14 protein-coding genes are annotated in these 13,650 nt (G+C 53.9%); 4 read left to right on the top strand and 10 right to left on the bottom strand.

Features of this window, described 5'->3' with window-relative positions; genetic code table 11:
* Positions 1-137: 137 nt before the first annotated feature.
* From hemG to pepQ, 4 genes are read right to left on the bottom strand one after another with little or no spacing between them, the layout of a single operon-like run.
* Positions 138-680: a menaquinone-dependent protoporphyrinogen IX dehydrogenase gene (gene hemG, locus AAIG39_RS20320; protein ID WP_090088532.1), complete on the bottom strand. Its 543-nt coding sequence runs from the start codon at positions 678-680 to the stop codon at positions 138-140.
* A gap of 11 nt (positions 681-691) precedes the next feature.
* On the bottom strand, positions 692-2,143 hold the full coding sequence (gene trkH, locus AAIG39_RS20315) for a Trk system potassium transporter TrkH (protein WP_047372265.1): 1,452 nt from the start codon (positions 2,141-2,143) through the stop codon (positions 692-694).
* Between the two features lie 39 nt (positions 2,144-2,182).
* Complete coding sequence (locus AAIG39_RS20310) at positions 2,183-2,797, bottom strand: IMPACT family protein (RefSeq protein WP_343194584.1); 615 nt, start codon at positions 2,795-2,797, stop codon at positions 2,183-2,185.
* Positions 2,797-4,128 carry a Xaa-Pro dipeptidase gene (pepQ, locus tag AAIG39_RS20305; protein WP_343194587.1) on the bottom strand — a complete coding sequence of 444 codons (1,332 nt, stop codon included), beginning with the start codon at positions 4,126-4,128 and terminating at the stop codon, positions 2,797-2,799. Before pepQ ends, AAIG39_RS20310 begins: the two co-directional genes overlap by 1 nt.
* A gap of 189 nt (positions 4,129-4,317) precedes the next feature.
* Here pepQ and fadB point away from each other — a divergent pair, with 189 nt between their 5' ends.
* The 3 genes from fadB (at position 4,318) to AAIG39_RS20290 (ending at position 8,268) form a co-directional block, all read left to right on the top strand.
* Positions 4,318-6,507, top strand: coding sequence for a fatty acid oxidation complex subunit alpha FadB (fadB, locus tag AAIG39_RS20300; RefSeq protein ID WP_090088528.1), 2,190 nt, complete (start codon positions 4,318-4,320; stop codon positions 6,505-6,507).
* A gap of 9 nt (positions 6,508-6,516) precedes the next feature.
* Positions 6,517-7,680 (top strand): acetyl-CoA C-acyltransferase FadA, encoded by a 1,164-nt coding sequence (gene fadA, locus AAIG39_RS20295; RefSeq protein ID WP_090088526.1) that lies wholly within the window; start codon positions 6,517-6,519, stop codon positions 7,678-7,680.
* Positions 7,681-8,010: 330 nt separating this feature from the next.
* Positions 8,011-8,268 (top strand): hypothetical protein, encoded by a 258-nt coding sequence (locus tag AAIG39_RS20290; protein WP_249572446.1) that lies wholly within the window; start codon positions 8,011-8,013, stop codon positions 8,266-8,268.
* 46 nt (positions 8,269-8,314) lie between these two features.
* On the opposite strand, the gene fre is transcribed toward AAIG39_RS20290, so the two are convergent.
* Together fre and ubiD are read right to left on the bottom strand one after the other, a co-directional pair.
* Positions 8,315-9,016 (bottom strand): NAD(P)H-flavin reductase, encoded by a 702-nt coding sequence (fre, locus tag AAIG39_RS20285; RefSeq protein WP_039077066.1) that lies wholly within the window; start codon positions 9,014-9,016, stop codon positions 8,315-8,317.
* 60 nt (positions 9,017-9,076) lie between these two features.
* Positions 9,077-10,570: a 4-hydroxy-3-polyprenylbenzoate decarboxylase gene (ubiD, locus tag AAIG39_RS20280; protein ID WP_249572476.1), complete on the bottom strand. Its 1,494-nt coding sequence runs from the start codon at positions 10,568-10,570 to the stop codon at positions 9,077-9,079.
* 170 nt (positions 10,571-10,740) lie between these two features.
* Between ubiD and rfaH the strand changes: the two genes are divergently transcribed.
* The gene (rfaH, locus tag AAIG39_RS20275; protein WP_047372270.1) at positions 10,741-11,229 is read left to right on the top strand and encodes a transcription/translation regulatory transformer protein RfaH; all 489 of its coding nucleotides are present in this window, start codon (positions 10,741-10,743) and stop codon (positions 11,227-11,229) included.
* A gap of 7 nt (positions 11,230-11,236) precedes the next feature.
* Here the strand turns inward: rfaH and tatD are convergent, their stop codons facing one another.
* Genes tatD through tatA form a run of 4 tightly spaced genes read right to left on the bottom strand, consistent with a single transcriptional unit; the run spans position 11,237 to position 13,610 of the window.
* On the bottom strand, positions 11,237-12,019 hold the full coding sequence (gene tatD / locus AAIG39_RS20270; protein ID WP_343194583.1) for a 3'-5' ssDNA/RNA exonuclease TatD: 783 nt from the start codon (positions 12,017-12,019) through the stop codon (positions 11,237-11,239).
* A gap of 41 nt (positions 12,020-12,060) precedes the next feature.
* Positions 12,061-12,825, bottom strand: coding sequence for a Sec-independent protein translocase subunit TatC (gene tatC, locus AAIG39_RS20265; protein ID WP_090088519.1), 765 nt, complete (start codon positions 12,823-12,825; stop codon positions 12,061-12,063).
* A gap of 2 nt (positions 12,826-12,827) precedes the next feature.
* Positions 12,828-13,352 carry a Sec-independent protein translocase protein TatB gene (tatB, locus tag AAIG39_RS20260; RefSeq protein WP_343194582.1) on the bottom strand — a complete coding sequence of 175 codons (525 nt, stop codon included), beginning with the start codon at positions 13,350-13,352 and terminating at the stop codon, positions 12,828-12,830.
* Positions 13,353-13,355: 3 nt separating this feature from the next.
* Positions 13,356-13,610: a Sec-independent protein translocase subunit TatA gene (gene tatA / locus AAIG39_RS20255; RefSeq protein WP_047372274.1), complete on the bottom strand. Its 255-nt coding sequence runs from the start codon at positions 13,608-13,610 to the stop codon at positions 13,356-13,358.
* Between the last annotated feature and the right edge of the window lie 40 nt (positions 13,611-13,650).

Genomic DNA, 13,650 nt, shown 5'->3' with positions numbered 1-13,650 from the left:
GGAGAACCCCGCTGACCCGGCGGCTTGTCAGCCGTTGTTCCGTGTCAGTGGAGGCGCATTATAGGGAGTTCCTGTGAAGTGACAAGCATAAAATTCAAAAAAATTATCGTTCGCTCAAATTTCATTCATAGCGGCGGTTAAACCGGCGCTTTGCTGTTTAACTGAGCGATTTTATGCGCAAATTCTGTCACCTGCTGCCAGTCGGTGTAGACCACTTCTTTACTGGTATCCGTTTCGCCACCCGTCATCTTCATAATGAGTCGAATCATCAGGCGATCAAACCAGCGATAACGTGGATAACGTAGCGCCCCTGCAAACACCACGCACTCATCAGGACGCCATGGTGAACGCAGCAAAAACTTACGAGTGTAGTTGTTGGTCTGAGGGGTACGTTTCTCGGGCTTACGTGCAACAAGGTTCACGGAGAAGAACGCACTGGGCAAGGCATTCAGTTTTTTCTGGTGCTGCTTTACGAAACTGTCCAGCGCCGGATGGAAATGACCATAGCGAATAGAAGCGCCGATAATGACGCGCTCATAGGCTGGCCAGTCAATCGCTCCGACGCGATTGAGGTTGAGCACATCGGTACTCACACCCAGTTCGTTTAATTGCGAGGCCAAACAGGCGGCAATCTCACGCGTTTGCCCATCACGAGTAGAAAACAAAATTAGCGTTTTCACTTATAGCTCCCTTATTCGCGCCAGAAGGTCGGCGTGAACAGTACCAATAAGGTAAAGACCTCAAGACGGCCAAACAGCATATTGGCAATCAGGATCCATTTCGCAATCGGGTTCATGCTGGCGAAGTTATCCGCCACTACGCCAAGCCCGGGTCCCAGGTTATTGAGCGTTGCCACTACAGAAGCGAATGCGGAGAAGTCATCCACGCCGGTCGCTATGATCGCCAGCATGCTGACGATAAACACCAATGCATAGGCGGAGAAGAAACCCCATACCGCTTCAAGGATACGCTCCGGCAGAGCGCGGTTACCCAGTTTAATGCTATATACCGCGTTCGGGTGCACCAGACGTTTCAGCTCACGGTTACCCTGTTTAAACAGTAGCAGGATACGAATGACTTTCAGGCCGCCCCCCGTCGATCCCGCACAGCCCCCGATAAAGGCTGAGCAAAGCAACAACACCGGCAGGAATAATGGCCAGCGAGAGATACTGTCGGTCGTAAAGCCAGCGGTTGTCGCCATCGACACCACCTGGAAAAAGGCCTGATTGAGCGTCGTCATCGCCGAGCTGTAGACATTATGGAACCACAGCACCACGGTGCAGATCACCACCAGCGTCAGTTGCACGCCGATGAACATGCGAAACTCAGGGTCGCGCCAGTACACTTTCAGGCTACGACCGCTGAGTAGAGAGAAGTGCAGGCCGTAGTTACAACCCGAGATCAGCAGAAAGATAGCAATAATGGTGTTAATCGTCGGGCTGTCGAAGTAACCCACACTGGCATCATGCGTCGAAAAGCCGCCAATCGCGATGGTCGAGAAGCTGTGCCCAATCGCATCGAAAGCAGGCATTCCGGCAAACCACAACGCCAGCGCACAGGCGATGGTCAGCAATACATAGATGAGCCAGAGCGTCTTTGCCGTTTCGGCAATACGCGGGCGCATTTTATTGTCTTTTAAGGGCCCGGGCATTTCCGCGCGATAGAGCTGCATGCCCCCAACGCCCAGAATAGGCAGGATGGCCACCGCCAGCACGATGATCCCCATACCACCAAACCACTGGAGCATCTGACGATAAAAGAGGATTGCATGAGGCAACGAGTCCAGCCCCACCAGCGTGGTGGCCCCCGTTGTCGTTAAACCAGAGAACGATTCGAAAAAGGCATCTGTCACCGTCAGGTTCGGGCTTTCAGAGAAGATAAAGGGCAGCGCCCCCACACTCCCCAGCACGGTCCAGAACAGCACAACGATCAGAAAGCCCTCGCGCGATTTCAGCTCGCTCTTTTCACGGCGGTTAGGCCACCACAGCAGGGAGCCTATCGCCAGCGCGACAAAGAATGTCTGTGTGAATGCCCTTCCTGCGCCATCACGATAGATAAGTGCAACCAGCCCTGGCAGAATCATCGTCCCGGAAAAGAGAATGATCAGAAGTCCAACAATTCGGGTTATGGCACGAAAATGCATCTCTGCCGCTTCCTTAGGTACGCAAAAATTAGGTGGGGATTATTCTTCAATCTTGTGTAATTGCAACGCACCACGACTGAAATCAGCAAGTTTTGTTGAAAAAGCAGCCTGTTCAGATTGTGGGAGCGCCACCCGAAGTCGAACAAACACCTCGTATTCACTCGCAACAATCTGGCCGGAAAACTGCCCCAGCAGGGTTTCAACCCCGCTCAACTGCCCATATTCACATTGCAAAGTATATTCGGTTAGTGGCGTCTTGCGCAGCGTCGTTAACTGCGCAAGTGCCTGGCTCACGCCACCGCCGTAAGCTTTGACCAGGCCACCGGTACCCAATAGCACGCCGCCGTAGTAGCGTACCACTACGGCGGTTATTTCTCCGATCCCACTTCCCATTAGCTGGGCGAGCATCGGTTTTCCGGCTGTTCCCGCAGGTTCACCATCGTCAGAAAAGCCCAGTTGCTGCGAATCATTTGGCGGTCCGGCAACCCAGGCCACGCAGTGATGTCGCGCATCCGGGTGTTCAGCACGCACTGACTCGACAAACGCCTTCGCCGCTTCCACCCCCTCAGTGTGAGCCAGGCATGTGATAAAACGGCTTTTCTTGATCTCTTCAACAAAGGTGACCGGCGCTGCCGGTATCAGCCAGTTATCCATTACGCCAGTTTCAAATCACGCGTCATGTTTTCGATGCCGTTTTCGTGAATGACGACGTTGTCTTCGATACGAATGCCGCCGAACGGTTTAAGCGCCTCAATTTTCTGCCAGTTGAAGTGCTTACTGAACTTGCCTTCACGCCAGTTTGCCAGCAGTGACTCAATAAAGTAGATGCCTGGTTCAATAGTCAGCACCATGCGCGGTTGCAATACACGCGTGCAACGCAAATAAGGGTATTTGGACGGCGCCGCCAGGTGCGTGCCGGTATCATCCTGCATAAAGCCTGCGACATCATGCACCTGCAGGCCTAGCGGGTGACCAATTCCGTGCGGCATAAACGGACCAGTCAGGTCGTTTTCGACCATCGCCTCTTCGCTTATATCAGAGATTATCTGATGTTTACGTAGCAGCTTCGCGATACGTTGATGGAACTGGAGGTGGTACTCGGTGTAGTTAACCCCCGCCTTCATTGTGGCAATCAGCGCCAGTTGTTCATCGTTAACATCTTTTACCAGATGGGCGTAATCGTTATCGCTGTTGGCGGACCATGTACGGGTCAGGTCTGCAGCATAACCGTTATATTCCGCCCCCGCATCCAGCAGGAAGCTACGCAGCTCAGCCGGCGCGCGGTGATCCAGCTTAGTGTAATGAAGTACGGCAGCGTGCTCATTGAGCGCCACGATATTGCTGTAAGGTACGTCGGTGTCGCGATGCCCGGTCGCCGTCAGATAAGCCAGGTTGATATCAAACTCACTCATCCCGGAACGAAACGCCTCTTCCGCCGCGCGATGACCCATCACCGCTGTTTTCTGTGCTTCCCGCATGCACGCCAGTTCATAATCCGTTTTATAGGCGCGGTAATAGTGCAGGTAATCGATCACCCCTTTCGGGTTAATGTTACTGGCGGCGATATCCAGCGAAAGCGCACGTTCCGGTACAGGGCCGATATACCCAATATTGCCGCGAGCAGCAGGCAACAGGCTGCCAATACCGTCGGCTTTCGGCAGGGCAATCACCTCAACGTCATCAGTCCAGAAAGAGGTAGGCAACGGTTCAACGTTGTGCCAGTAATCAACCGGCAGGTAGAACCACAGTTTCGGCTTGTTAACGCCATCAACCAACAACCAGCAATTTGGAACCTGTGTGACCGGCACCCAGGCTTTAAACTGCGGATTGACTTTGAAAGGGTACGGATGGTCGTCGAGAAAGACATTCAACAGTTCACCGGAGTGAATCAACAGCGCGTCCAGTTTAAAGCGGGCCAGTACGTCCCGGGTACGTTCCTGTAACGTAACGATATGACTTTTATACAGCGCAGCCAGTGAGTCCATCATTTTTCCTTCTGTTTTTTTGAGCTCAAGTTTTTGCATCTTAGCATACCTGATCCCGCCAGGGTGATTTCGGCTGAGCGTGATCAAACCAGCAATTTTTTAAAGATAAATTTGCAATTTATTAACATAAAAACCACACTCCGCTTCATCTGGTATGACCAGATCCCTTGCTGGATTCAGGAGACTGACATGCTCTACAAAGGCGATACCCTATATATCAACTGGCTGGAAGATGGCATTGCCGAACTGGTGTTCGATGCCCCCGGGTCGGTGAATAAATTAGATACGGCAACCGTAGCCAGCCTCGGCCAGGCGCTGGACGTGCTGGAAAAACAAGCGGATTTAAAAGGCCTGCTGCTTCGTTCAGAAAAAGCAGCGTTTATTGTCGGTGCCGACATTACCGAATTCCTCTCACTGTTCCTCGTTCCGGCAGAACAACTGAGTACCTGGCTGCACTTTGCCAATAGCGTGTTCAATCGCCTGGAAGATTTGCCAGTACCGACCCTCTCCGCCGTCAATGGCTATGCGCTGGGTGGTGGCTGCGAGTGTGTACTGGCGACCGACTACCGTCTGGCGACGCCGGATCTACGCATCGGCCTGCCGGAAACGAAGCTGGGCATCATGCCAGGTTTTGGCGGGTCCGTCCGTATGCCACGTCTGCTGGGTGCAGACAGTGCGCTGGAAATCATTGCTGCCGGGAAAGATGTCGGTGCCGAAGAGGCGCTGAAAATCGGCCTGGTCGATGGCGTGGTTCAGCCGGAAAAATTAAAAGCGGGTGCGGTGGCGATTTTACGCCAGGCGATTAACGGCGATCTTGACTGGAAAGCCAAACGTCAGCCGAAGCTGGAGCCACTGCACTTAAGTAAAATTGAAGCCACCATGAGCTTCACCATCGCCAAAGGCATGGTCGCGCAGACAGCTGGCAAACATTATCCCGCGCCCATGACAGCGGTTAAAACCATTGAAGCGGCTGCTCGCTTTGGTCGTGAAGAAGCCCTGAAGCTTGAAAATCAAAGTTTCGTTCCCCTGGCGCGCAGTAAAGAAGCCCGCGCACTGGTTGGTATCTTCCTTAATGATCAGTATGTGAAAGGAAAAGCGAAAAAACTGACCAGGGATGTTGAGACGCCAAAACAGGCCGCTGTACTGGGTGCAGGGATTATGGGCGGCGGGATAGCCTATCAGTCGGCCTGGAAAGGCGTGCCGGTCATCATGAAAGATATCAATGACAAATCGCTGAAGCTGGGTATGGGTGAAGCGGGTAAGTTACTCAATAAGCAGCTGGAACGCGGCAAGATCGACGGTTTGAAACTGGCGGGGGTAATTTCGACTATTCATCCGACCCTCGACTATGCCGGATTTGAGCGTGTGGATGTGGTGGTCGAAGCCGTTGTTGAAAACCCGAAAGTGAAAAAAGCGGTACTGGCGGAAACGGAGGAGAAGGTACGTCCCGACACCGTTCTGGCTTCGAATACCTCAACGATTCCTATTTCCGAGCTGGCCAGCGTGCTCAAACGCCCGGAAAACTTCTGCGGGATGCACTTCTTCAACCCGGTACACCGTATGCCGCTGGTTGAAGTCATTCGCGGTGAAAAAACGTCTGATGAGACCATCGCCAGCGTGGTGGCATGGGCAAGCAAAATGGGCAAAACGCCGATCGTGGTGAATGACTGTCCGGGCTTTTTCGTCAACCGCGTGCTGTTCCCTTATTTTGCCGGCTTTAGTCAGTTGCTGCGTGACGGCGCGGATTTCCGCAAGGTCGATAAAATCATGGAAAAAGTCTTCGGCTGGCCAATGGGTCCGGCATATTTGCTGGATGTGGTCGGTATCGACACAGCACATCACGCTCAGGCCGTGATGGCCGCTGGTTTCCCGCAGCGGATGCAGAAAGATTATCGCGATGCTATCGACGCGCTGTTCGACGCCAGCCGCTTCGGACAGAAAAATGGCCTTGGCTTCTGGCGCTATAAAGAAGACAGCAAAGGTAAGCCGAAGAAAGAAGAAGATGCCGAGGTGGATAGCCTGCTGGCAGAAGTTAGCCAGCCGAAGCGCGACTTTAGCGACGATGAGATTATCGCTCGCATGATGATCCCGATGGTCAACGAAGTTGTGCGCTGCCTGGAAGAGGGCATTATCGCCAGTCCGGCAGAAGCCGATATGGCGCTGGTCTACGGTCTCGGTTTCCCTCCGTTCCACGGTGGCGCATTCCGCTGGCTCGATACGCTCGGCAGCGCAAAATATCTCGATATGGCGCACCAGTTCCAGCATCTCGGCCCGCTTTATGAAGTTCCGGCCGGGCTGCGCGAGAAAGCGCGTCAGAACGAAGCGTATTATCCCCCGGTTGAACCTGCTCGTCCGGCAGGCGAACTGAAAACGGCTTAAGGAGTCACAATGGAACAGGTTGTCATTGTCGATGCAATTCGTACCCCGATGGGCCGTTCAAAAGGCGGCGCATTTCGCAATGTGCGCGCGGAAGATCTCTCCGCGCACCTGATGCGCAGCCTGCTGGCGCGTAACCCGGCGCTGGAGGCCTCTGCGATTGACGATATCTACTGGGGCTGTGTACAGCAGACTCTGGAGCAGGGTTTCAATATTGCCCGTAACGCGTCGCTGCTGGCGGAGATCCCCCATTCGGTTCCGGCAGTAACCGTTAACCGTCTGTGTGGTTCATCAATGCAGGCGCTGCATGATGCTGCCCGCATGATCATGACTGGCGATGCGCAGGTATGCCTGGTTGGCGGCGTGGAGCATATGGGCCATGTCCCCATGAGCCACGGCGTGGATTTTCATCCGGGCATGAGCCGTAATGTGGCAAAAGCCGCAGGAATGATGGGGCTTACCGCAGAGATGCTCTCACGCATGCATGGCATCAGCCGCGAAATGCAGGACGCGTTTGGCGCGCGTTCTCACGCCCGCGCCTGGGCCGCCACGCAGTCCGGGGCATTTAAAAACGAAATCATCCCCACGGGCGGCCACGATGCCGATGGCGTGTTAAAGCAATTTAATTATGACGAAGTTATCCGCCCGGAAACTACCGTTGAAGCGCTTTCGGCCTTAAGACCGGCGTTCGACCCGGTTAGCGGCACGGTCACTGCGGGAACCTCTTCCGCCCTTTCCGACGGCGCATCGGCAATGCTGGTCATGAGTGAAAGTCGTGCGCACGAGCTGGGTCTGAAACCACGTGCGCGCGTACGCTCCATGGCTGTCGTCGGGTGCGATCCGTCCATTATGGGTTATGGCCCGGTTCCGGCATCGAAACTGGCGCTGAAAAAAGCGGGCCTGACCACCAGCGACATCGACCTGTTTGAGATGAACGAGGCCTTTGCCGCGCAGATCCTGCCATGCATAAAAGATCTGGGACTCATGGAGCAGATTGACGAGAAGATCAACCTCAACGGTGGCGCGATCGCGCTCGGTCACCCGCTGGGTTGTTCCGGTACCCGTATCAGCACCACCCTGCTCAATCTGATGGAGCGCAAAGACGCCCAGTTTGGTCTGGCGACCATGTGTATCGGTCTGGGTCAGGGCATCGCGACGGTGTTCGAACGGGTATAACACGCGCCCCGGCATCGTAAGAAACGGTGCCGGGCCGTCCAGTATCACAGGCCGCGCAAGACGCACCCACATCGTCATCCGGCATGTTTGCCTGTAGCGCTTCGCTTGCCCGGCCTACAGGCATCACACCACAATGTTTAGTTGCCGTTTTCCCGCCTGTCAGGGGCGGGCTTTTTATTTCGCACCCCCACCCGATCCTTTACACTTCCCTCAGAGACTACCCATATACAAGTAAATGAAATGAAGAAAACGCGACTGATTTTATCCTGTCTTTTTGCCCTGCTCCCCGCCTTCGCTTTCGCAAACGGCGAGCCCCGTCAGGAACAGATCATGGCACAACGCTGCCTGACGTTTGGGCTCAACAAGCTCAGGGCTGACAATCAGGGGTTATATGCGAAACTACAAACCGCCAGGCCGAACGCCAGCACTGCGGTTATTGAACGTTTCGATGAAAACATCGGTAGCCAGCATATTGCGACCAGGGTGAAGGCAAGCCTCGAAACAAAAGAAGGCGCGACAGGAAAGATGATGTGTCTGTCAGAAAACGATAAGCCGCTGTTTGTTTACTTCTACAGCCTGGATGAGTGATTGCTGAAAACCACCCCTACCATGAAGGAGTGGTTTTCGGGAAGGCTTAAATAAATGCGAATGCATCGCCAAACAGACGGTCTTCACGCGCGCCACGTTCATTACAGAACAGGTCACGGGCGATTTTCGCCATCTCAAAACGTCCGGCAATATAAATATCATGCTCTGCCAGCGTACCGAAATCCTGCAATACCGCGGTCAGTACGGTTCCACTGCGCCCACGCCAGTTCTCTTCCGGCTGCTCAACAACCGGCACCACGCGCAGGTTCGGGTGATCAACGGACAGCGCTTCCAGCTCAGACAGGTCATACAAATGCTTCTCTTCACGCCCGCCCCAATAAATGGTGATATCACGGTTCGGGTTTTGCTCAAGCGCCGTCAGCAGAATGGAGCGCGCGTAGGAGAAGCCTGTCCCCCCGGCAATCAACACCAGCGGACGTTCTTCATCGTCACGCAGCCAGGCGTCACCATGCGGAAGATCCACCACAATTTCCCGGTCTTTCAGGATGCGGTCCATCACCGCCATGGCGTAAAGATTTAATTCGGATGCGCCAATATGCAGTTCGATAAAATCATGCTGGCTCGGCGTGGATGCCAGAGAGAAGGGGCGTTTATCTCGTTCATCCATCACTACCATTAAGTACTGGCCAGCGCGAAAAGAAAACGCCGCTTCCGGCACTAAACGGACGCGATATACGGTATCGGTGATGGCGTCTACCGAGGTCACTTTACAGCTTAAGGTTGTCATGCGCTCCCTCTGTCGGGTTCATACTCGTTGTCGTAATGTCTGGCGGAAAACGGTGGCGCGTCAGGCACCTTTACCGTTACTAAAAATGGCCAGATCCTCCCAGATAGCGTCGATACGCGCCGTCACGTCAGGATCTTTCCTGATGGGGCGTCCCCACTCTCGTTCGGTTTCGCCAGGCCATTTATTGGTGGCATCCAGGCCCATTTTAGAGCCAAGCCCGGAAACCGGCGAGGCAAAGTCCAGGTAATCAATTGGCGTGTTCTCCACCAGTACCGTGTCCCGTGCCGGGTCCATGCGGGTGGTGATAGCCCAAATAACATCGTTCCAGTCGCGCGCATTGACATCGTCGTCACAGACAATCACGAACTTGGTGTACATAAACTGGCGCAAGAACGACCAGACACCCATCATGACGCGTTTTGCATGACCTGCGTACTGTTTCTTCATCGTGACGACCGCAAGGCGATAAGAACACCCCTCCGGCGGCAGATAAAAATCGACAATTTCCGGGAACTGCTTTTGCAAAATCGGAACGAATACTTCATTGAGCGCCACACCCAACACGGCGGGTTCATCCGGTGGGCGTCCGGTGTAAGTCGAATGATAAATTGCATCTTCACGCTGGGTAATATGCGTGACGGTGAAAACCGGGAAGTTATCGACCTCATTATAGTAACCTGTATGGTCGCCATAGGGGCCTTCCGGCGCCATCTCCCCAGGCTCAATATAGCCCTCCAGTACTATTTCCGCACTGGCCGGGACTTCTAAATCATTGGACAGGCATTTGACGACTTCGGTTTTGGTGCCACGCAGTAACCCGGCGAAAGCATATTCCGACAGGGTATCCGGAACAGGCGTCACCGCGCCCAGAATCGTCGCCGGGTCTGCGCCCAGGGCTACAGAGACCGGGAAACGTTCGCCCGGATGCGCCGCGCACCACTCCTGAAAATCGAGTGCGCCGCCGCGATGTGACAACCAACGCATGATCAGCTTATTTTTACCAATCAGTTGCTGGCGATAAATGCCTAAATTCTGGCGCTCTTTTTGTGGGCCACGCGTAACCGTCAACCCCCACGTAATCAGCGGCGCGACATCATCGGGCCAGCACTGCATGACAGGGATTTTGGTCAGATCGACATCGTTACCCTGCACCACTTTTTGCTGGCAAGGCGCACCGCGCAGCCGTTTGGTCGGCATGTTCAGCACTTGTTTAAACTGGGGGAGCTTATCGAAGAGGTCGCGAAAGCCTTTCGGCGGCTCCGGCTCTTTCAGAAAGGCCAGTAATTTCCCCACTTCTCGCAGGGCGCTTACCTCTTCCTGCCCCATACCCAACGCAACCCGACGCGGTGTACCGAACAAATTGCATAGCACCGGCATCGTGTAACCTTTTGGGTTTTCGAACAGTAACGCCGGTCCCCCCGCGCGTAGGGTGCGGTCAGCAATTTCCGTCATCTCCAGATGGGGATCAACCGGTAATGTAATGCGTTTTAATTCGCCCTGCTGTTCAAGCAGCGTCAGAAAATCACGTAGGTCATGGTATTTCATGGGGTTTATAATGGCCTCTTGCTAAGCGCTCTATTATACGGTGTTCATCTTCACGTTGCTGTAATTTTGTTAAATCAAGGTGAAAGAGGACGGTAAGTATTGTCGCCAGTTATAATCAACTTCGCCATCGCCTCAGGCTTTTGGTATGCTTGCTCACCGAACTTTCGGAAAAGAACATTATGCAATCCTGGTATTTACTTTACTGCAAACGAGGCCAGCTCCAGCGCGCTCAGGAACATCTTCAACGTCAGGCGGTAAACTGCCTGACGCCAATGATCTCGCTGGAAAAAATGGTTCGGGGCAAACGTACCATGGTGAGCGAACCGCTATTCCCAAACTATCTGTTTGTCGAGTTCGATCCCGAGGTGATTCACACCACGACGATTAATGCTACCCGCGGCGTTAGCCACTTTGTCCGTTTTGGCGCGAGCCCGGCACAGGTTCCTTCGACGGTCATCCATCAACTTTCCCTGTATAAACCTGAGGGTGTTACCGACCCCGAAACGCCATACCCCGGCGATAGCGTAATCATTACCGAAGGGGCGCTGGAAGGGTTACAGGCTATCTTTAAAGAGCCAGACGGCGAGGCCCGTTCCATGCTGCTGCTTAATCTGCTGAATAAACAGGTGCTGCAGAGCATCAAAAACACCGACTTCCGTAAAGTCTGATCCCGCGTTAAAGCCTGATGCCAAACAGTGTTTGCACGTTTTGACTGGTCACGTCACTAAGCCACTGGACATCTTCACCGCGCAACTGAGCAACACGGGCCAGAATATGCCCCAGATAGGCGGGTTCGTTGCGACTTGATGCGGGTTTCGGCGACAAATCGCGTGGTAGCAAATACGGCGCATCCGTTTCAACAAACAGACGGTCTGCAGGGATATGCGGCAATACCTCGCGCAGTTCCAGTCCACGTCGTTCATCACACACCCAGCCGGTAATTCCCAGATAGATCCCCCGCGCCAGACACGCTTGTGCTTCCTGTAACGTGCCGGTAAAACAGTGCAGCACCGCGCCGGGCAAGCGAGGAAGCCACGGATCCAGCAGCGCCAGAAATCGGTCATGGGCATCGCGACAGTGTAAAAAAACGGGCATAGCAAGTTCTGCCGCCAGCGCCAGTTGCGCGGAAAAAGCCCGTTCCTGCTCTTCTGGGGTAGAGAAATTACGATTGAAATCGAGCCCACACTCTCCAATTGCCACCACTTCTGGCAGTCCGGCAAGTTGCCGCAGGGCGTCTGCCGTTTCCTGTGTCCAGCTACTGCTGTCGTGTGGGTGTACGCCGGCGGTGGACCAACAGCGCGAGTAGTGCTTTGCCAGTTGCTGTGCCTGCAGGCTTTCATGCAGACTGGTGCCCGTAAGCAGCATACCGCAGACACCCGCCGCCTGCGCACGCGCCACCACATCATCACGATCTTTGGCAAACCGGGAACTGGTGAGATTCACACCGATATCAAACATACAGCGCTCCAGACAACAACCGCCCTGACGGGCGGCTGGATTTACTCTTCTGTAGTGGTTTCTTCTTCGTCTTCGTCAACCTGACGGCGTTTGCCCGTATAGAAGCGTGCGAAAAAGACGCCCACCTCAAACAGACAATACATGGGGATAGCCAGCAGCGTCTGGGAGAAAACATCCGGCGGCGTCAGCAACATGCCCACCACAAATGCCCCCACCAGCACATACGGCCGTTTCTGACGCAGTGATTGCGGCGTAGTTACACCCATCCAGCACAGCAGCACAATGGCGACAGGGACTTCAAACGCGACGCCAAAGGCCATAAACAGCCCCATGACGAAATTCAAATAGCTGGCAATATCGGTCGAGACAAGTACCCCTTCCGGTGCCGTATGCGTCAGGAAGCCAAACGCCAGCGGGAACACCACGAAATAGGCGAATGCCATACCGATATAGAACAGCAGCGAACTGGAAACCAGCAACGGGATGATCAGACGGCGCTCATGTTTGTAGAGCGCCGGCGCCACAAATGCCCATACCTGATAAAGAATGACCGGTGCCGAAAGGATCAGCGACACCATGAAGGTCAATTTGATCGGCGTGAAAAAGGGCGATGCCACATCGGTTGCGATCATCGTCGCCCCCAGCGGCATCTGTTTAATCAATGGCGCTGAGACTATCTGATAGATGTCATTGGCGAAATAAACCAACGCCAGAAAAATCACGATAACTGCAATGATGCAGTTTAACAGGCGCTTACGTAGCTCAATCAAATGCGTGATGAGCGGTTGAGTATCATCGACAGCCATGTTCAGGATTTATCACTTGAAGAAGAGGTCGCCTCAGAAGCCGTTTTCGCTTCTGCAGCCTGAGTTACCGTTTTTTTCGCCTCGGGCGCATCCTGAATAGCAGGAGCCTGTTCCGGTGCGCTGGCCTGCGCTTCCGCCGTTGCCGGAGTGACGCCTTCGTGCTGCGCTTCGTTACCTTTCACTACCGGGTTATGGATTGTTTGCGCTTCATCGCTGGCCTTTTCCGGATCGTTGACGGTATATGAACGTTTCATCGACTCGGCCGCCTGACGCAGTTCGTCCATTGAAGCCTTCAGTTCCGGCGTCAGGTTTTCCAGGCTGGCTTTCTCAACTTTCTTCAGGCTGTCCTGAAATTCCTGCAGCTTAAGCTCCTGAGTCAGCTCATTTTGCACCGTCGTCGCCAGCGAGCGCAGCGCGCGGATCCAGCCAACAATCGTACGCACCGCAACGGGTAAACGCTGCGGCCCCAGTACGACCAGACCGATGACGAAGACTAATAACAGTTCGCTAAAACCAATATCAAACACGAATTACACCTGTTCTTTGTCGTGACGCTTTTCATCTTTCTTCGCGTCCTCTTGCTTATCAGCAAGAGATTTAGCAGTGAAATCCGCATCCTCTGCAGATTTGTCTTTGTCTTGCTTGTCATCATCGCTCATGGCCTTTTTAAAGCCTTTGATCGATGCACCTAAATCGGAACCGATAGAGCCGAGTTTTTTCGTTCCAAACAGCAGCACGACGATAACCGCAATAATCAACAACTGCCAAATACTGATACCACCCATACATAGTCCTCTGTAGGAGATGATGAAAACAAGCCACAGT

Source organism: Phytobacter palmae (assembly GCF_039409775.1).
Classification (GTDB): domain Bacteria; phylum Pseudomonadota; class Gammaproteobacteria; order Enterobacterales; family Enterobacteriaceae; genus Phytobacter; species Phytobacter palmae.
This window is presented reverse-complemented; position numbering and strand designations above follow the sequence as displayed.

What these genes read in the sequence shown, in the direction of transcription:
- tatD (WP_343194583.1), bottom strand. Translation starts at nt 12,019, where the DNA reads ATGTTTGATATCGGTGTGAATCTCACCAGTTCCCGGTTTGCCAAAGAT.
- fadB (WP_090088528.1), top strand. Translation starts at nt 4,318, where the DNA reads ATGCTCTACAAAGGCGATACCCTATATATCAACTGGCTGGAAGATGGC.
- pepQ (WP_343194587.1), bottom strand. Translation starts at nt 4,128, where the DNA reads ATGGACTCACTGGCTGCGCTGTATAAAAGTCATATCGTTACGTTACAG.
- tatA (WP_047372274.1), bottom strand. Translation starts at nt 13,610, where the DNA reads ATGGGTGGTATCAGTATTTGGCAGTTGTTGATTATTGCGGTTATCGTC.
- rfaH (WP_047372270.1), top strand. Translation starts at nt 10,741, where the DNA reads ATGCAATCCTGGTATTTACTTTACTGCAAACGAGGCCAGCTCCAGCGC.
- tatC (WP_090088519.1), bottom strand. Translation starts at nt 12,825, where the DNA reads ATGGCTGTCGATGATACTCAACCGCTCATCACGCATTTGATTGAGCTA.
- trkH (WP_047372265.1), bottom strand. Translation starts at nt 2,143, where the DNA reads ATGCATTTTCGTGCCATAACCCGAATTGTTGGACTTCTGATCATTCTC.
- AAIG39_RS20290 (WP_249572446.1), top strand. Translation starts at nt 8,011, where the DNA reads ATGGCACAACGCTGCCTGACGTTTGGGCTCAACAAGCTCAGGGCTGAC.
- fre (WP_039077066.1), bottom strand. Translation starts at nt 9,016, where the DNA reads ATGACAACCTTAAGCTGTAAAGTGACCTCGGTAGACGCCATCACCGAT.
- AAIG39_RS20310 (WP_343194584.1), bottom strand. Translation starts at nt 2,797, where the DNA reads ATGGATAACTGGCTGATACCGGCAGCGCCGGTCACCTTTGTTGAAGAG.
- fadA (WP_090088526.1), top strand. Translation starts at nt 6,517, where the DNA reads ATGGAACAGGTTGTCATTGTCGATGCAATTCGTACCCCGATGGGCCGT.